General features: G+C 62.9%; 12 protein-coding genes. 8 read left to right on the forward strand and 4 right to left on the reverse strand.

The features are described from left to right. Window positions 1-23 precede the first annotated feature (23 nt). Window positions 24-1,049, forward strand: a complete 1,026-nt coding sequence (locus LFT45_RS11155; protein ID WP_236803276.1) for a TerC family protein — start codon at window positions 24-26, stop codon at window positions 1,047-1,049. A gap of 169 nt (window positions 1,050-1,218) precedes the next feature. On the opposite strand, the gene LFT45_RS11160 is transcribed toward LFT45_RS11155, so the two are convergent. Next, window positions 1,219-2,589, reverse strand: a complete 1,371-nt coding sequence (locus LFT45_RS11160; RefSeq protein WP_236803277.1) for an alpha/beta fold hydrolase — start codon at window positions 2,587-2,589, stop codon at window positions 1,219-1,221. After that, window positions 2,582-3,082: a GNAT family N-acetyltransferase gene (locus tag LFT45_RS11165; RefSeq protein ID WP_236803278.1), complete on the reverse strand. Its 501-nt coding sequence runs from the start codon at window positions 3,080-3,082 to the stop codon at window positions 2,582-2,584. Before LFT45_RS11165 ends, LFT45_RS11160 begins: the two co-directional genes overlap by 8 nt. A gap of 137 nt (window positions 3,083-3,219) precedes the next feature. Here LFT45_RS11165 and LFT45_RS11170 point away from each other — a divergent pair, with 137 nt between their 5' ends. After that, entirely contained in the window at window positions 3,220-3,924 is a 705-nt protein-coding gene (locus tag LFT45_RS11170) for a 4'-phosphopantetheinyl transferase family protein (RefSeq protein WP_236803279.1), read from the forward strand. Here the strand turns inward: LFT45_RS11170 and LFT45_RS11175 are convergent. After that, window positions 3,921-4,916, reverse strand: coding sequence for a M20/M25/M40 family metallo-hydrolase (locus tag LFT45_RS11175; protein WP_236803280.1), 996 nt, complete (start codon window positions 4,914-4,916; stop codon window positions 3,921-3,923). The two genes, LFT45_RS11170 and LFT45_RS11175, sit on opposite strands and share 4 nt — an antisense overlap. Before the next feature lie 489 nt (window positions 4,917-5,405). Between LFT45_RS11175 and ectB the strand changes: the two genes are divergently transcribed. The 5 genes from ectB (at window position 5,406) to LFT45_RS11200 (ending at window position 14,669) form a co-directional block, all read left to right on the forward strand. Continuing rightward, window positions 5,406-6,680, forward strand: coding sequence for a diaminobutyrate--2-oxoglutarate transaminase (ectB, locus tag LFT45_RS11180; RefSeq protein ID WP_236803281.1), 1,275 nt, complete (start codon window positions 5,406-5,408; stop codon window positions 6,678-6,680). 216 nt (window positions 6,681-6,896) lie between these two features. Next, the gene (locus LFT45_RS11185; RefSeq protein ID WP_236809298.1) at window positions 6,897-8,288 is read left to right on the forward strand and encodes an aspartate kinase; all 1,392 of its coding nucleotides are present in this window, start codon (window positions 6,897-6,899) and stop codon (window positions 8,286-8,288) included. An 80-nt stretch (window positions 8,289-8,368) separates the two neighbouring features. Next, window positions 8,369-12,619, forward strand: coding sequence for a Pls/PosA family non-ribosomal peptide synthetase (locus LFT45_RS11190; protein ID WP_236803282.1), 4,251 nt, complete (start codon window positions 8,369-8,371; stop codon window positions 12,617-12,619). Further along, entirely contained in the window at window positions 12,616-13,758 is a 1,143-nt protein-coding gene (gene asd / locus LFT45_RS11195; RefSeq protein ID WP_236803283.1) for an aspartate-semialdehyde dehydrogenase, read from the forward strand. The genes LFT45_RS11190 and asd overlap by 4 nt, the downstream gene beginning before the upstream one ends. 686 nt (window positions 13,759-14,444) lie before the next feature. Beyond that, window positions 14,445-14,669: a hypothetical protein gene (locus LFT45_RS11200; protein ID WP_236803284.1), complete on the forward strand. Its 225-nt coding sequence runs from the start codon at window positions 14,445-14,447 to the stop codon at window positions 14,667-14,669. Window positions 14,670-14,699: 30 nt separating this feature from the next. Here LFT45_RS11200 and LFT45_RS11205 read toward each other — a convergent pair whose 3' ends face one another. Next, window positions 14,700-17,246, reverse strand: coding sequence for a DEAD/DEAH box helicase (locus LFT45_RS11205; protein ID WP_236803285.1), 2,547 nt, complete (start codon window positions 17,244-17,246; stop codon window positions 14,700-14,702). 130 nt (window positions 17,247-17,376) lie between these two features. Here LFT45_RS11205 and LFT45_RS11210 point away from each other — a divergent pair, with 130 nt between their 5' ends. Continuing rightward, complete coding sequence (locus tag LFT45_RS11210; RefSeq protein WP_236803286.1) at window positions 17,377-18,150, forward strand: trans-aconitate 2-methyltransferase; 774 nt, start codon at window positions 17,377-17,379, stop codon at window positions 18,148-18,150. Window positions 18,151-18,281 lie beyond the last annotated feature (131 nt).

An 18,281-nucleotide genomic window follows, 5' to 3' on the forward strand; every position in this document is an offset into this window, starting at 1 on the left:
TGTACCCTGCGAAAGGCATTTTTGTGGAACTTCCCGTCTGGTTCGAGGTCGGCTCGTTCGTCGTCCTCGGCATCATCCTCCTTATGGACCTGCTTCTGGTAGTGCGCCGTCCGCATGAGCCCTCCATGAAGGAAGCCGGCCTTTGGGTGGCCTTCTACGTGGCATTGGCCCTCGTGTTCGCCGGTGCCATGTTCGCGTTCACGGGACCCGAGTACGGCAGCCAGTTCGTGGCCGGCTGGGTGACTGAGTACAGTCTCAGCATCGACAACCTGTTTGTCTTCATCATCATCATGGCCCGCTTCTCCGTGCCACGTAAGTACCAGCAGGAAGTGCTGATGGTGGGCATCATCATCGCGCTGATCCTGCGCGGCATCTTCATCATGCTCGGCGCCATCGTGATCGAGCAGTTCAGCTGGGTCTTCTACATCTTCGGCGCCTTCCTCCTCTGGACCGCCTGGAAGCAGGCGCAGGACGAGGGCGAAGACGAAGAGGACAAGGAGAACGCCCTCATCGGCAAGCTCCGCAAGGTCATCCCCATGTCCGAGAAGTTCGACGGCGGCAAGCTGCGCACCACGGTGGACGGCAAGAAGGTCTTCACTCCCATGGTGATCGTGTTCGTCACCATCGGCATGACCGACCTGCTCTTCGCGGTCGACTCCATCCCCGCGATCTTCGGCCTGACGCAGAGCGCCTTCATCGTCTTCACGGCTAACATCTTCGCCCTGATGGGCCTGCGGCAGCTGTACTTCCTGCTCGGCGGCCTGATGAACCGCCTCATCTACCTGAAGCACGCACTGTCCATCATCCTGGCGTTCATCGGCGTGAAGCTGGTTCTGCACGCCATGCACGTCAACGAACTGCCGTTCATCAACGGCGGGCACCACATCGAATGGGCCCCGGAGATCCCGACGTACGTGTCCCTCGCGGTCATCATCGGCACCATCATCATCGCCGTGATCGCCAGCCTGGTGAGCTCCGGCGCGCAGAAGGCCAAGCTGGACGCCCGCCTCGAGGAGGACTCCCGGAAGAGCCTGAGCGACGTCGACTAGGCTTCCGCTCCCCGTCTCAGAAAGCAACCCCGGCCACCTGATGGCCGGGGTTGCTTTTTTGCACGTCGAGGGGGGAGGATTCGAAGCGCGAACTGGCAGGTACTGCCCTCAAATCCCCGCTTTGAGGGCATTACCTGCCAGTTCGGGCTGGATTTGTGTTCTGAGTAGCTCAGCGGGCGGAGCGCACCATGCCGAGCAGGCGGCCGAAGATGGCCTCACCGTCGTCGGCGATGCCGTCGTGGTGGAACTCGCCTGTTTCCCAGGTGTTCAGCTTACGGACGGCGCCCGCGGTCTCCATGGAGAGCCCGTGGTCCACATAGATGTCATCGCGGTAGACGGCGGCCGCCGCGGGCACGATGTTGGCAGCCAGCTGCGCGGTGTCGTACAGGGGCTTCCAGTCAGCCTTGGCCGCCAGCAGTTCCGCCACTTCCTGCAGCGGGCGAAGGGCAGGGTCCTGTTCGAAGTACCACGGGTAGACCATCTCACCGGTCAGGAGTGGCTCGGCAGCGCCCGGACTGAACTCCGGGAACTCCTCGAGAACCCGCCAGGCCGCCCAGCCCGTGGCCGCGTTCTGGCCGTAGATGGACTCATGCATCAGCGCGTACAGCGGATTGGCTGCACGCGAGACCAGTGGGCGGACCTGCTCCAGGAACGGATCGGAGAGCCGCGGACCCCCGGGAGTCTCCACAAAGGCGTCCTCCAGCAGGTTGTGCAGGGTGTCCACCCTGGTGTTCCCGCCGAGGAAGGATCCAACCATTTGGAACCTCTCGACCGTGAGGGGAGAGCCGTCCGGGAGGTACTCCGCCGTGCCGCGGAGGTGACTGGCGATGCGGTTTACAGCTTCCCGGTCCTCGGGGTACCAGCCGAAGTACTCCGCGTTGCGTGCCGCCACCCGCTTGAAGGTCTCGCGGTAGACCCGCTTCGGGGAGCCGGTCAGCGGGGCGAGCCCTCCGGTGATCAGCACCTCGCGCAGGCCCCTGGGTGCGAACGACAGGTACGTGAGCGCACAGAAGCCGCCGTAGCTCTGACCGTAGACAGTCCACGGCTCTGAACCGAGGGCCTGGCGGATGAGTTCGGCGTCGGCGACGATCGAGTCGGCACGGAAGTGCTCAAGGTACCTGGCCTGTGCAGCGGCGTCCCCCCGCAGCGGCAGGGTGGTGCGGTCAATGGGGGAGGAAAGTCCGGTACCGCGCTGGTCCAGCATCAGGATGCGGAAGTCCTTTGCTGCCGCCTTGCTCCAGCCGCCCAGCGACGCGAAACGGTTGCCGCGTCCGCCCGGGCCCCCCTGAAGGTACAGGAGCCACGGCAGCTCGGCGGCCTCCGCCTCACTGTGTTCGTCGGACACGTACTCGCGGGCGAATACGGTTATCGTCTCGGCCGCAGCATCACCGTCCGGGCCGGCAAAATGGTTCAGTGGCAGTGTGAAGTAGTGCTCCGCCGTGCGCATGCCGCGGAACCTGTGCCGGGCCCGGACTGCGTGGACAGGGCCCACCTGGACAGGGCCCACCTGGGCACTGGCGCCCAGCGCTGCCTCAGCCATGGGCACCGACCTCACTGCGGCTGCCGAACTGGGCAAGCGCCGCTCCGGTCAGCCGGAACGTGGACCATTCCTCCATGGCGAACGCGCCGAGCTTCCGGTAGAAGTTGATGGACCGTTCGTTCCAGTCAAGCACGCTCCACTCGACCCGCGCGTAGCCGCGTTCGACGGCGGTCGCCGCCAGATGCTGCAAGAGGGCCTTCCCGTGGCCCTCGCCCCGGGCTTCCGGTGTGACGTAGAGGTCCTCCAGGTAGATCCCGTGCACGCCTTCCCACGTTGAGTAGTTGAGGAACCAGAGTGCGAAGCCCCGCACTTGCCCATCTTCGTTCTCGGCCATGTGGGCGTAAACGCGCGGGTTGTTGCCGAAGAGGACCTCGGTGAGCATCTCGGGCGTGTTCCGGACCGCGTCCGGCTCCTTTTCGTAGACTGCCAGCTCGTGGATCATCTGCAGGATTACGGGAACATCGGCGGGTGTGGCGGGACGGATTACACTCATGGATCCGAGCTTACTGCGTTCCGGGGAGGCGGCATGCCCGAAGGATGCCTCTGGCGTATAGGCTATTGAATCCAATGACCCGTCAAGAATCAAGTGACCCTTCCGGGGCCGGTGTAAAGAGGCCAGCCCTGCCAGACGTGCAGCGGATCCGTCTGGCAGCCGTAAGGCTGTCCGGCGTCGACCTTCGCCAGGCCGATTTCCTGGACGACGCCGAGCGGCGGCTGGCATGGACGTTCGCTTCCCGGGAGCAGCGGGAGAGGTTCCTGGCCGGGCGCATCGCGTTACGGGGCCACGCCGCCGAGGCCGCAGGAGTTGACGTACGGGATCTGCAGGCCGACTTCGTCTGCCGGGAGTGCTCCAGGGACGACCACGTGCACGGGATGCCGCGGTATCAGGCGAGCCCACGGAAGGTGACCGTTCTGGCGAGCCTGAGCAGGGCGGGAGACTGGTGCCTGTTGGCGGCGTCCACGGACGGGCAGGTGCTGGGGGTCGGCGTCGACCTGGAGAGCGGAGTAGCCGCAGATTTTGAGGGATTTGGACAGGTTGCACTTTCGGCACGGGAACGGGACGAACTGCAGAAGGTGGAGCCGGCCCTGCAGCCGGGTTTCCAGACACGTCTGTGGACGCGCAAGGAGGCAGTACTGAAGGCCCTCGGCAGGGGGCTGGCCGTCGTTGACCCGGCTCTCGTGGATGTTGCCGGTTCTGTTCCGCTGCTGCTGGGCCAGGAAGAAAGCCACAAGCACTGGGTGCTCGACGCCGTGGACCCAAGTTCGCTAGGGCTGCCCGGTTCGTTTACGGCAACGATGGCGGTTCTCTTAGGTCCCGAGCTTGGTTCCAATTAGGGCGGGGCCATCATTGCGAAGGCGAGCGTGACGTAGCCCAAGGCGCCGGCCATGTCCTTGAGCAGCGCTGGGTCGATGTTCTCTATGTCGTCGCAGCTGCTGTGGTAGCAGGGGTCGTGATCTTCGCCCTCGATCCCACCGAATTCGGTCACCTGCCTGGAGTTTTTTCGGTCGTCATCGCCGGAAAAGAGCCCTCCGGCGGGGATGCCAGCTCCAATGAAGGGCTCGTAATCCGACTCGCCATCGAACTCAGTTGCCTCCGCGGCCAGCGAATTCCTTGCGAAATAGTCGAGGAACTGGCGCTCGATCTCGCCCGAACCGCGGGGACCGGCATTGCCAAAGCTGGAGCCGTCACCATCATGAACGAATCGTCCGCCGTTGGATGAGGCGACCATGTCCAGGTTGAGGTCTAACATCGTTTGCGAGATTTCGCGGTCGGTGAGGGTGTCCACGTAATGCCGGGAACCCAGCAGGTCAACCTCCTCGGCACCCCAGAAGGCAAAACGGACCCTGTTCTTAGGGCGGACTCCTGTTTCGGCCATCCAGCGGGCAGTTTCGATGATGGCGGCAACGCCGCTGGCGTTGTCGTTTATCCCGGGTCCCCTGCGGACGGAGTCGAGGTGTCCGCCCACAACGATGGTGTGTTCCGGATTTCCCGCAGTTTCAGCGAGGATGTTGAAAGTCTCCACGTCCGCCTCACGATTGTGGTCCCTATAGGTGAAGACCTGCCGGACCGGCTTGTACCCGGCATCGCGGAGCTGGTCCTCAACGTACCGGGCGGAAGCTTCATAGCCTGCTGTCCCCGCAGCCCGGTTTCCTCCCGAGTCATCAGCAACTTTCTGCAGCTCCTCGAGGTGTTGTATCAGATTGCTGTTGGCGAAGGCTGCGCGCACCTGGTTGGCAGCGTCCTTCGGCGCGGGGGTGACCGTATCCGGCACTGGCGTGGTCGTCGGCCGTGGTTCCAGCGGCGATTCCTGCGCCGGCAACGTCACGGCCGGCGGCGCCTCGAGGGGAGCCCTCGCGGCAGGCGCTGAACACGCCGACAGCGCCATTGCAGCCGCGGCGACAACGACTCCTGCGGTGCTCCCACACACTCTACGGCTCGGGCGGAACGCATCCATGGTTGAAAGCTACCTCTTGCTTCAGGGCAGAGAAAGACTCTTGGTAAGAGACAGGTACAGCTCCGCACCAGCCCTGGAAGTGCCCAAGTACGTAGGTATTGGTCGGGCCAACTATGCAGGTACTCGGGACGGTTGCAATGCGGTGTTGTACCTGCCTACTGTCGATTAGCAGGTTTAAGTGGCGTAGGTTGCATCCGTGGAAGACTCGCGGCGGTAAGCCAGATATTAGCTGCTGGGGAAAATATTGGTGACCGCAGCGTTTCCGTTTCGCCGCATTTTGTGCGGTGGTCTTTGAAAAGTGAGTGGACAGGACGCAGGCGTCTGAGGCCCTCACACACAAGCTGGCAGGAAACTACCCAAATGCAGGATATTTTTGAATCCCTGGAATCCGAAGTCCGTAGCTATTGCCGAGGCTGGAATACCGTTTTCGAGCGTGCGGCTGGCAGCAGGATCTACGACGAGGATGGCCGTGAATACCTTGATTTCTTTTCCGGGGCAGGAGCCCTGAACTACGGGCATAACCACCCGGCACTTCTACAACCGCTGGTGGATTATTTGCTGTCCGGAGCAGTCATTCATTCCCTGGATATGAAAACTTCAGCGAAGCGGCGGTTCCTTCAAACGTTCCAGGAACTGATCCTCAAGCCAAGAAATTTGGACTATAAGGTAATGTTTCCGGGCCCAACGGGGACGAATTGCGTGGAGGCTGCTCTGAAGCTGGCCAGAAAAGTTACAGGGCGGTCCCACATTCTTGGTTTCACTAACGCATTCCATGGGATGACGCTTGGCTCGCTGGCGGTAACTGGCAACGCCATGAAGCGTCACGGTGCCGGCATTCCCCTGGCCAACGCATCGAGCATCCCCTATGACGGATTCCTCGAGGACGAGGGAACTGGATTCCAATGGCTTCGGCTGGCGCTCAAGGACTCGGGATCAGGACTTGAAAGGCCTGCCGCGATCATCGTCGAAACTGTTCAGGGCGAGGGCGGACTCAGGGCGGCACGGGCGTCCTGGCTCCGCGAACTTTCAGACATCTGCCATCAGCATGGGATTCTGCTCATTGTCGATGACGTACAGGCAGGCTGCGGACGAACCGGCACATTCTTCAGTTTCGAATCTGCAGGCATTGTTCCGGATATCGTCTGCCTTTCGAAATCCATCTCGGGCTTCGGATTGCCTTTGGCCCTAACGCTGTTCAAGCCCGAGCTGGATCTTTGGAAGCCGGGAGAGCACAACGGTACTTTTCGCGGGCACAACCCAGCTTTTGTCACGGGTGCGGCGGCGCTGGAGCACTTCTGGCGGGATAAAACTTTTGAATCGAGGACAGCGGCACGTTCAGCGCAGCTGCACGAGGGGCTGTCCCGTATTGCAGCCACGGCTGGAGGCGCCACAGTGCGGGGCCGGGGCATGTTGACCGGAATTCATTACTCCGATACCAAGACGGCAGGGCAAATCGCAGCTGAGTCCTTTGCCCGCGGCCTTCTCGTGGAGACTTCCGGGCCCGAGGGTGAAGTACTCAAGACCATGCCTGCGCTCACAATCACCGCCGAGGACCTGCAACGCGGGCTCGCAATCTTGGCGGGAGCGGCCGAATCCGTCACGGGACACAGAACGGCTTTGAAAACGGTCGCCTGACTCCGCCTGGATCACTCGATTGTGCCTGAACGGGAATAACCGCCGTACGACGACGTAAGAAATGCGGGGAATCCAATGAACGTGCCACTAGTACCTCCGTCCGATCACGAGTCCATAGAACCTGCAAAGCTAAATGAAACCACGGCAAGCCGCGTGGCCACGGCCCCGCTCTGGACCGAATGGAGCCGGCCCCTGCACGAGGGCGCCGGACCCGCGGTGCCCAGAGGGTCCCTGATCGTACAGAAGTTTGGGGGATCCTCAGTAGCTGACGCCGCCGGCATTTGCCGGGCCGCCCGCAGGATAGCCAAGACCCGCGAGGCCGGTTACCAGGTAGTTGCCGTGGTATCCGCCATGGGAGATACAACCGACCAGCTGTGCGACCTTGCTGCCGGTGTTTCCCAGAACCCGAACCCAGGAGCGCTGGACGCCCTGCTCAGCATGGGGGAGGCCGTTTCCTCGTCCCTATTGGCCATGGCCCTAGTGGACTGCGGCCAGGCGGCACGAACGTTCACCGGCAGTCAGGCCGGGCTAATAACCGACAGCGTTCACGGTAAGGCACGCATTACCGACGTCCGGCCCGGACGCATCCGGACGTGCCTCGACCACGACACAGTACCGATCGTGGCGGGCTTTCAAGGCAGGACGCAGAAAGGCCGGCGGGTGACGACGCTCGGACGGGGAGGGTCAGACCTGACAGCGGTGGCACTCGCCGCCGCCCTCGGAGCGGGCATCTGCGAGATCTACACAGACGTGGACGGCGTTTACACAGCTGATCCCCGCATTGTTCCGACGGCGCGAAAGATCGCCGCCCTGTCGAGCGAGGAAATGCTCGAATTCTCTGCCTGCGGCAGCAAGGTCATGCACCTGCGCAGCGTCGAGTACGCCCGCCGCTTCGGCCTTCCCCTCCATGTCAGATCCTCATTCACCGACGAGATGGGAACCCTGATTTTGCCAGGACTTGACCGGAGCCCCTTCCAAAGGCCTGCACCAGAGCAGGCAGTGATAACCGAGGTGTCCGGATGCGAGGCACTGGCGGAAATTACCGTTGCCGGACTGCCCGATGACCCCGAAAGCATGTCCGCACTCTTCCGCACCCTTTCGCAGTCGGTGACCATCCAATCGGTCGTTGAGAAGAGACCTGGGCCAGCCCGGCGTGCTGACGTGGTATTTTCGCTGCCGGCGTTGCAGGCCGCTACTGCTTTATCAGTGCTGCGCGCCCAGCAGAGCGATCTCGACTTTCAGGATCTGCAGCACAATGGACGAGCTGGCAAGGTCATGCTGTCCGGACTCGGCATGAGGTCATCTCCTGCGGTTTTCTCCACCTTCTTCAGTGCACTGTCAAAGGCCAGAGTTGACCTCGATCTGATTGAAATTTCAGAGACAGGCCTAAGTGCACTTACGGGGGCGGATCAGTTGGAGACAGCTGTCCGCGCAGTGCGGTCAGCGTTTGGCCTGGCCATGGACGGAGTCGGAAAAGTTTCAGGGGGCGTGCGGCTCGCTGCCACCCGCGGCCCACGGCCGGGTGGCGTCAGCCGGCCGGAGACATCCAAGGATGGCCGCCGGTCGTCGTCCCCCGTTCCAGCCCCGCTGGGCGTTCACACCCTTTAAGGGGCGCGCCGGCCGAGCTGACACGACTGAACGAAGACCGAGGATATGCGGATGCCAATGCCAATGAAGGAATCAGCAAAATGACCAAAAACGTGAAGGTGCACAACCGTGGCGATGTCCGCCCGGCCGAGCTGCGCGGGATCCTGACAACTGGGCAGAACGGGGCCGGGCCAGTGCTGGCGTCGGCCTTTCCGGATCACGTAGCACGGTGGAGCAGAGGCGAACGGCTGAACCAGCTGTTTGAGGACCGGTGTGACGCCTACACGGACCAGGGTCGCGCCGATCAGCTCGCGGTGGACGCGGAGGATGTTGTCTTTACCTACGAGGACCTGGATCGGCGGGCCAACCAGTTAGCACGCTATCTCCTTGCTGCGGGTGCGCGGCCGGGGGACCGCATAGCCCTGCTGTTCGATCAGCCATCTTACGCCTATGTCGCGATGCTGGGAGTACTCAAGATCCGCGCCGCCTATGTTCCGCTGGATCCGGGCTTCCCTCCGGACCGACTCAAGTACATCGTCGAAGACGCCGACGTGACCGCAGTCCTCAGCCTCTCACATCTTCAGGATCTGTTGCCTGAAGTTGCCGCGCTGACAGTTTCCCTGGACGACGTCCGCGGGCACGTGGACGCGCAGGACCCGTCCCGGATGGAAGAACCTTTGGAGGGCGGAACGGCAGATGAACTCGCCTACATCATTTACACGTCCGGATCTACCGGCAGGCCAAAGGGCGTTGCAATAGACCACGCAAGCATCTGCAACTTCGTGCGGGTCGCGTCGGCCCTCTACGGGATCGAGCCCACCGACCGCGTATACCAGGGAATGACCATTGCCTTCGATTTCTCCGTTGAAGAAATTTGGGTTTCATGGCTAGCCGGAGCCACGTTGGTTCCCAAGCCCGCAGGTTCCACCCTTCTTGGCGCTGACCTAGCCTCCTATTTGATTGCCAAACGCATCAGCGCCCTGTGCTGTGTGCCGACCTTGCTCGCCACTATCGATGAAGACCTGCCGGAATTGCGTTTCCTGCTAGTCTCCGGTGAGGCGTGTCCTAGGGACCTGGTGACGCGCTGGCACATTCCCGGCCGTCGTTTCCTCAATGTCTACGGTCCGACCGAGGCGACCGTTACGGCCACGTGGGCCCTCGTTGACCCGGGCGGCCCTGTTTCATTGGGTGTCCCGTTGCCAACCTACTCGGCCGTCATCCTCGATCCCGCCGACAGCAGGACACTTCCACTCGGGGAGTCCGGGGAAATAGGGCTTGCGGGAGTCGGCCTCGCGCGAGGATACGTCAATCGCCCGGACCTTACGGAGAAGGCTTTTATTCCTGACTTCCTCCAGATCAGCAATAATCCCTCGGGGAGAATCTACCGCACAGGGGACTTGGGCCGAATCAACAAGGATGGTGAAATCGAGTACCTCGGCCGCATTGACACCCAGGTCAAGATCCGCGGATACCGGATCGAGCTGGCCGAGATCGAATCGTTCCTTTTGCAATTCCCAGGGATCGCGCAGGCAGTCGTTGACACCGTCGAAGCAGAGCCTGGAGTGCTGGAACTGGCCGCCTATTACACGCTTCGCCATGATGCCGCGAGTGTTGAAACGCGCGACATGTATCAGATGCTTCGCACCAGGCTTCCCGGATACATGGTGCCGGCCTACTATGAAGAACTTAAATCCATACCGATGATGGCCAGCGGCAAGGCGGACCGGAAGCAATTACCGCGCCCCTCCAACAGAGTCAGCCCGGCAAGCACAGGGGCCTACACACCCCCCGCTTCACCCGCTGAGACGTCATTGGTGGAGCAGCTCGAGGCGATACTTGCGCTCGACCGGATCTCGACAGACGCTCACTTTTTCAATGACCTTGGCGCTAATTCATTGCTGATGGCGCATTTTTGCGCCCGCATCCGCCGGGAAACCTCCCTGACGCCGGCAGCGATGCAGGATATCTACCAGCACCCTACCATCCGTCAGCTCGCCGCGGTGCTCACGGAAGCACAGCCCGAAGCAACTGCGGCGCCAGCGGATTACGACACGGGCCCATGGACAAATACAGTCGTCAAGCCGCCGACCACCTTCCAGTATGTAACGTGCGGCGTCATCCAGATGGCGTTCTTCTTGGGCTACACCATGTACGCTGCCTGGCTGCTGATTGCCGGCTACGAATGGGTGTCCGGCGGAAACGGTTGGGTGGAGATGTGGCTACGTTCCGTCGGCTTCGGCGCGGCCATGTTCCTGGCCCTGTCCGTGACCCCAATCATCATTAAGTGGGTTCTCGTCGGTCGCTGGAAGCCGAGGGGTATCCAAATTTGGAGCATGGGCTATGTCCGATTCTGGCTGGTAAAAACACTGACGCGGGCTAATCCTCTCGTGCTGTTCGCCGGTTCACCGCTCTACATTTTCTATCTGCGGCTTCTCGGCGCCAAAATCGGTAAGGGAGTGGTCATCTTCTCCCGACATGTGCCGGCGTGCCCGGACCTGCTCATGGTTGGCGACAACACCGTGATCCATAAAGATTCCTACTTCCTCTGCTACCGGGCCCGCCCTGGCCTAATTGAGACTGGCTCGGTGACGCTCGGTAATAATGTGCTGATCTCTGAGAAGACCACGCTGGACATCGGCACCTCCATGGGCGATGACTCGCAGCTGGGGCATGCCTCTTCACTACAGACCCCGCAGGCTATTCCACCGGGTCAGGCGTGGCATGGCTCTCCGGCAGCGCGAACGACCGCCAACTACCGTCGGGTGCCCGCTGCCAACTGCACAACCCGCAGACGCGTCATCTTCAGCGTGTTGCAGCTGTTCAACCGGCTTGTCCTGGTGGTTCCTGGCGGCGTCCTCCTGCTCGCCGCCCTGCTACCCTCCTATCTGGACTCCGAACACCTGCACCTCGGCCAGTCCAGCTTCTATGTCGACGTCTTGGCCGCCACACTAGTCCTCTTCATTTCCGGGCTCATCGGCGGGCTGCTCTTCGTCCTCACCGTTCCGCGACTGCTCAATCTGTTTCTCAAGCCTGACAAGGTATACCCGCTCTATGGCGTGCACTTTTCCATCCAGCGGATGATAGCAAGGATTTCGAATGTCAAGCTCTACAAGGACGTCTTCGGCGACAGCTCGTACATCGTTTATTATCTGCGCGCCCTCGGCTACGATCTGCGCAAGGTGGAGCAGACGGGATCAAACTTCGGCCCCACGCTGGCCCACGAATCCCCCTTCTTGAGCACTGTCGGAACTGGAACAATGGTTTCAGACGGACTAAATATGATGAATGCAGACTTCTCCAATACGTCTTTCCGTCTGTCAGCTGTGCGTGTCGCAGGCCGCAATTTCCTGGGAAACGACGTTACCTTTCCGATCGGCGCCCGCGTCGGGGAGAACTGCCTCCTCGCCACCAAAGTGATGGTCCCGATCGATGGCCCGGTCCGTCGCGATGTGGGACTGCTCGGTTCTCCCGCCTTCGAGATCCCCAGATCTGTCCAGCGCGATGCTCAGTTTGATGAACTCAAGATCGAAGAGGCCAAGAACCGACTTCTGCCGGCCAAGAACCGTCACAACATCGTGAGCATGATGCTCTTCTTGGCGGTTAATTGGTTTCAGTTGTTTGCCGCCGCGCTCTTCGGTGGCGTTGCGGTCACCGCCCATGGCTTCCTCGGCGTGCTGGCGGTATCCCTCTCAATGCTCGGCTTCCTGATATTCCGCATACTTTTTAGGGTACTGGTGGAGCGTTCGGTGATGGGTTTCCGCCAACTGAAGCCGCAGTACTGCTCCATCTATGACCCCTATTTTTGGCGACATGAAAGGCTGTGGAAGCTACTCGCTACGCCGCCGTTCAACGGAACTCCCTTCAAGGCCTGGGTCTGGAGGTTGTTGGGCGTGAAAGTGGGCAAACGGCTGTACGATGCCGGCCTAACCATCCCAGAGAAAACGCTGGCCTCCATCGGCGATGACTGCGCCTTCAACGAAGAAACAATCATTCAAGGCCATTCCATGGAAGACGGCACCTTCAAGTCCGGCCCGACTGTTCTGGGAAACCGCTGCTCCGTGGGCGTCTTGGCCTTCGTCCACTATGGCGTGACAATGCAAGACGGTTCGACGGTTATGGCTGACGCCTTTCTGATGAAGGGCACAGATGTCCCGGAGAACACGGTGTTCGCCGGGAATCCGGCTCGCGCCGCCTCGCATCGGTCGCCCGAAGCTCCGGGGCTTCCAGCCGCAACGCGGGGGCCCCGGCACAAGGCCGTGCACTACGCGCGGGTCCACTCTACAAGGTCCCTTCCGGCAGGAGTCCACCGGAGTTCTTCTGCACGAGGTCATGTTCTAAGGCGGGTTAGATGACTACAGCAGCTACTCAGTCCGTTGGACTGGTCGGTTGGCGCGGCATGGTCGGCTCCGTCCTGATGCAGCGCATGCAGGAAGAGGGCGACTTCGCCAACATCAACCCGGTATTTTTCTCCACCTCAAACGCGGGAGGCGCCGCCCCGTCGGTTGCCGGTGCTGCCGCGGGCGCGGCCGGCAAGCTCGAGTACGCGTTCGACGTCGACACGCTGGCGAAGCTGCCCATTATTGTCACCACCCAAGGCGGGGACTACACCAAACAGGTCCACGGTGAGCTGCGCAGCCGCGGCTGGGACGGCCTCTGGATCGACGCCGCCTCCACCCTGCGCATGAACGATGACTCCATCATCGTCCTGGACCCGATCAACCGCGACGTCATCGACAAGGGACTCGCCAACGGCGTCAAGGACTTCATCGGCGGCAACTGCACCGTATCCTGCATGCTGATGGGCCTCGGCGGCCTTTTCAAGAACGGCCTCGTCGAGTGGGGCACGTCCATGACTTACCAGGCAGCCTCCGGCGGCGGCGCGCGGCACATGCGCGAGCTGCTCACCCAGTTCGGCACGCTCAACGCCGAGGTCAGCACGGAACTGGACGACCCGGCGTCGGCCATCCTGGACATCGACCGCAAGGTGCTGGCCCACCAGCGGAGCGAGATCGACGCCACCCAGTTCGGTGTCCCGCTGGCCGGTTCGCTGATCCCCTGGATCGACGCGGACCTCGGCAACGGACAGTCCAAGGAGGAGTGGAAGGCCGGCGTCGAGACGAACAAGATCCTTGGCACCTCGGATGACAACCACGTGATCATGGACGGCCTCTGCGTGCGGATCGGGGCCATGCGCTCCCACTCGCAGGCGCTCACTTTGAAGCTGCGCGAGGACCTCTCCGTTGCCGAAATCGAGAAGCTGCTCGCAGAGGACAACGAATGGGCCAAGGTGGTGCCCAACTCCAAGGAAGCCTCGATGGCCGACCTGACTCCCGTGGCTGCCTCGGGCACGCTGACCATTCCGGTGGGACGCATCCGCAAGCTCGAGATGGGCCCGCAGTACATCAGCGCCTTCACCGTCGGCGACCAGCTCCTCTGGGGCGCCGCCGAGCCGCTGCGCCGCATGCTCAACATCGCGGTCGAAACGATCTAGGCACCGGTCGCAATGAGGCCTAGTCAATTGGACGACGTGAAAAGGCGTAGTCAGATGATCGAGGTAACGCCTGGCCGTACGGGGCCGGGTCAAGAGCAAATTGCCCCGATGGCACCTGCAGACACTGGTGTGACGGTCTACTTTCCGGGAGGTGGTCAGGACCTGATCTACGTTCAGATCAACGGGCAATGGGTGGCCTACGAAAAGTCTGTTCCGCCGCAAGCGCCCAACTCCACCGAGACCCTACCCGAACCGCAGGTGGTTCACTGGGCCGGCTACACTTGCCACAGCCCATATGAAATTACCCGGGAACCTCAGCGCCGTGTGTACTACGACCCCGCTGCCCGGCCGGACCTGTTCCCGATCAAAGACGGTGGTCCGCCTACCGCGCCGCTGCCCGTCCTGAACTTTGTCGACGATTCCGAGGACCCGAAACCGTGGCTTGATCCTGAAACAGCCAGCCGGTTCTCATCCGACGAGGCCAGGACGGTTATGAACCTCCTGAACTACGATCCGCGAACGACTTCCCCGGAGCTTGCCCGGAAGTCAGTCCCGGCGGAAAGGCCGCGGCAGCGCCGCCGCCGGGCCCCCACATTATTGGCTGGGGCTCTGCTTTCTCCCAAGGATCCCACAGGCTCGCGACCTAGGATGGTTGAATCAGACAGTCACATCCTAGGGAGACCGCAATGTCCAGTGAAGCCAGCACCATGGAGTTCGTCGGCCAGGTGGCCATGAAGTGGCTCGAAGACTTTGCGGACAATCCCAAGCACGGAAGCTACATGGAAGCCGTGGCCGATCTGACCACCCTGATCCTTGGCGGTGCCATTGAAGCGGCCGGGCTCGTAGGTGAGGAAGGCGCCGGAGTCATTGGCTTCCCGGATGAGCTGGAGGAAGAGGCCCAGGCAGGCTGACAGCGCCCGTCCGGATCCAGACAGCGCCGGTCAGAGGCGGTTCGCTCCGGTCACCCGGACCACCGCAGTGCCGGTTTCGTCCGACGCGGCCAGATCCACCTCCGCGGAGATCCCCCAGTCATGGTTGCCCGCCGGGTCATCGAAGATCTGCCGGACCTTCCAGGCACCGGGCTCCTCGGTGATGATGAGCAGCCCGGGACCGCGCGCGTCAGGACCGGTGCCGATGTCATCATGCTCGTCGAAGTAGTCGTCCAGGACGCCTTCCCAGCGGGCCGCGTCCCAGCCGGCATCGCCGTCGAGCTCGCCCAGGGCAGCGGCGTCCTCGTCCGCAAAAAGCTCGACGCGCCGGAACATCTCGTTCCGTACCATGACCCGGAAGGCCCGGATGTTGGACGTCAGCGACGGCGGCGGGGGCGGCGGTGCGTCGTGCGGCGTTGGGGCGGCCCCGGAGGCCAGTTCCTCCCACTCGTCCAGCAGGCTGGAGTCCACCTGCCGCACCAGCTCACCGAGCCAGGCGATCAGGTCCTCGAGGTCCTCCCGCAGCGCATCCTGCGGAACGGTCTGCCGGAGTGCCTTGAAGCCGTCCGCCAGGTAGCGCAGCACGATGCCCTCGGAGCGGGCAAGGCCGTAGAACTGCACGAACTCGCCAAAGTTCATCGCACGCTCGTACATGTCACGGATGATCGACTTGGGGGCCAGTTCAAAGTCGCCCACCCACGGCGCAGCCTTGCGGTACACCTCGAAGGCCTCGCCCAGGATTTCCGCGAGCGGCTGGGGGTAGGTGACCTCGTCGAGCATGGCCATCCGCTGCTCATATTCGATGCCGTCCGCCTTCATGGCAGCCACGGCCTCACCGCGTGCCTTTTTCTGCTGAGCGGACAGGATCTGCCTGGGCTTCTCCAGCGTGGCTTCAATCACGGACACGACGTCGACGGCGTAGGACGGCGACTCGGGGTCCAGCAGGTCCAGCGCCGCCAGCGCAAACGGGGAGAGCGGCTGGTTCAGGGCAAAGTTCGGCTGCAGGTGGACGGTCAGGCGCACGGTGCGGCCGTCCGTTCCCTGCTCCGCAGCCGGGATGCGCTCCACAACCTCGGCCGCGAGCAGCTCCCGGTAGATCCCCAGGGCCTTCTTCATGAGCCGAAGCTGCGAAGGTCGGCCTTCGTGGTTCTCCGTGAGGAGCCGGCGCGCCGCGGCGAACGGGTCGCCCGGACGCTCCATGAGGTTCATGAGCATCGCATGCGTCACCGTGAAACTGGAGCTCAGCGGGTCCGGAACCGAGTCCACCAGGCGGTTGTAGGTGGGCTGGCCCCAGGACACGAACCCCTCCGGCGGCTTCTTCTTCACCACCTGGCGCAGCTTCCGCTGGTCGTCGCCGAACTTCGCGGTCGCTTTGGCCATCGCCTTGACGTTCTCCACCACGTGCTCGGGGGCCTGCACCACCACCGTGCCGGCCGTGTCGTAGCCGGCCCGGCCGGCCCTGCCGGCAATCTGGTGGAACTCACGGGAGTTGAGCAGGCGGGTGCGTACGCCGTCGTACTTGCTCAGTGCAGTAAGCACGACGGTACGGATGGGAACGTTGATTCCCACGCCCAGCGTGTCAGTACCGCAGATGACCTTAAGCAGGCCGGCCTGGGCCAGCTGCTCGACGAGCCGGCGGTACTTGGGCAGCATGCCGGCGTGGTGCACGCCGATGCCATGCCGGACCAGGCGGTTCAGCGTCTTGCCGAATCCTGCCGCGAAGCGGAAGTTCGCGATGAGCTCGGCAATCTTGTCCTTTTCCTCGCGCGTGCAGACGTTGATGCTCATCAGCGTCTGGGCGCGCTCAATCGCCTCCGCCTGGCTGAAATGCACCACGTAGACCGGCACTTCCCTGGTGCCAAGCAGTTCTTCGAGGGTCTCGTGGACGGGCGTCTCGCGGTAGTAGTAGTGCAGCGGAATGGGGCGCTCGGACGAGCTGACCGTGGTGGTGGGCCGTCCCGTGAGTTCGGTCATGCCGGCTTCGAAGCGGCTGACGTCGCCCAGCGTGGCGGACATGAGGAGGAACTGCGCCTGCGGGAGTTCCAGCAGCGGAACCTGCCACGCCCAGCCGCGCTGCGGATCGGAGTAGAAATGGAACTCGTCCATGATGACGGCGCCCAGATCGGCCGTTGCGCCTTCGCGGAGGGCGGTGTTGGCCAGGATCTCGGCGGTGCAGCAGATAATCGGAGCGTCCTGGTTCACGCCGGAGTCGCCGGTGATCATGCCGACGTTCTCCGCCCCGAAGATCTCGCAGAGCGCGAAGAACTTTTCGGACACCAGGGCCTTGATGGGGGCCGTGTAGTAACTGCGATCGCCACGGGCCATTGCCTGGAAATGGGCCGCAATGGCAACGAGGGACTTGCCTGATCCGGTTGGCGTCGCGAGGATCACGTTGGCGCCGGAGGCCAGCTCCATGATGGCCTCGTCCTGGGCCGGGTAGAGCTGCACGCCGCGGCTTTCGGTCCACTCCACGAAGCGCTCGTACAGCGTGTCCGGGTCCGCGCCGGTTCCGGTGGTGATCCGTGCGGACGGGGCGGGGAGCTGCTCAAGGAGTTTCATTGCCTTCCAGCTTAGTGCCAGCGCGTCCCTGAACGATTTCGTGCCTGCCCGGCGCTAGGCTCGCCCTGCCAGGACAAAACCTAGAGACCAAGCTTCAACGAACTACGGTCCACGAACAACTGGAGGCCATGTGTGGGATCCCGCCAAATACGTTCAGTTCGGGGACTACCGGCAGCGCCCGTTCTTTGACCTGACCGCCCGGGTCCTCGCCGACGCCCCGCGGCAGGTGGTGGACCTGGGCTGCGGCCCCGGAAACCTGACCGCCACGCTCGCGGCCCGCTGGCCAGACGCGCAAGTTGTGGGCTTGGATTCCTCAGCCGAGATGCTGGCAATGGCCGAACAGCACCGGCAGTCCGCCCCGGGGCTGGAGTTCAGCCGCGGCGACATCGCCTCCTGGCTGCCCTCCGAGGACACAGACGTGGTGGTGAGCAACGCGGCGCTGCAGTGGGTCCCCGGGCACCCCGAACTGCTGGCCGGCTGGCTGGCGGCGCTGAAGCCGGGAGCGTGGTTCGCCCTGCAGGTGCCGGGCAACTTCACTTCCGCTTCCCATACCCTGATGCGCGACGTCGCCGAGTCGCCGAAGTGGGCCGGCAAGCTTGCCGGCGTGCTGCGCCACGATGAGGCGGTGGCGCCGCCCGCACGCTACTTGGAGATCATGCTCGACGCCGGGTGCGCCGCTGACGCATGGGAAACCACCTACCAGCAGGTGCTCACCGGCGATAACCCGGTGCTGGACTGGGTGCGGGGCGCAGGCCTGCGGCCCGTGCTGGCCGCGCTTTCGCCGGAGGACGTCGCCGGGTTCGAGGCCGAATACGGCGCGCGGCTGACCGACGCCTATCCGCCAACTCCGCACGGCACGGTGTACCCGTTCCGCAGGATCTTTGCAGTGGCCCGCAAGCTCTAGGGCAGCATGCTCCCGGCTCGCGGCGCAACCCGCCCCGCAACCTCCCGCGCGGTCCTATGTGATCTGGCTTACAATGGCCAAGCGGTTATTGGGGGCCGAGCCTGGCTCCCATACGCCCAGGCGATGAAGGA

The sequence above is a fragment of the Arthrobacter sp. FW305-BF8 genome (assembly GCF_021789315.1).
GTDB lineage: Bacteria > Actinomycetota > Actinomycetes > Actinomycetales > Micrococcaceae > Arthrobacter.

Bases quoted from the DNA above. Each gene is read 5' to 3' on its own strand.
- asd (WP_236803283.1), top strand. From the start codon at position 12,616: ATGACTACAGCAGCTACTCAGTCCGTTGGACTGGTCGGTTGGCGCGGC.
- LFT45_RS11160 (WP_236803277.1), bottom strand. From the start codon at position 2,589: ATGGCTGAGGCAGCGCTGGGCGCCAGTGCCCAGGTGGGCCCTGTCCAG.
- LFT45_RS11205 (WP_236803285.1), bottom strand. From the start codon at position 17,246: ATGAAACTCCTTGAGCAGCTCCCCGCCCCGTCCGCACGGATCACCACC.
- LFT45_RS11190 (WP_236803282.1), top strand. From the start codon at position 8,369: ATGACCAAAAACGTGAAGGTGCACAACCGTGGCGATGTCCGCCCGGCC.
- LFT45_RS11165 (WP_236803278.1), bottom strand. From the start codon at position 3,082: ATGAGTGTAATCCGTCCCGCCACACCCGCCGATGTTCCCGTAATCCTG.
- LFT45_RS11200 (WP_236803284.1), top strand. From the start codon at position 14,445: ATGTCCAGTGAAGCCAGCACCATGGAGTTCGTCGGCCAGGTGGCCATG.
- ectB (WP_236803281.1), top strand. From the start codon at position 5,406: ATGCAGGATATTTTTGAATCCCTGGAATCCGAAGTCCGTAGCTATTGC.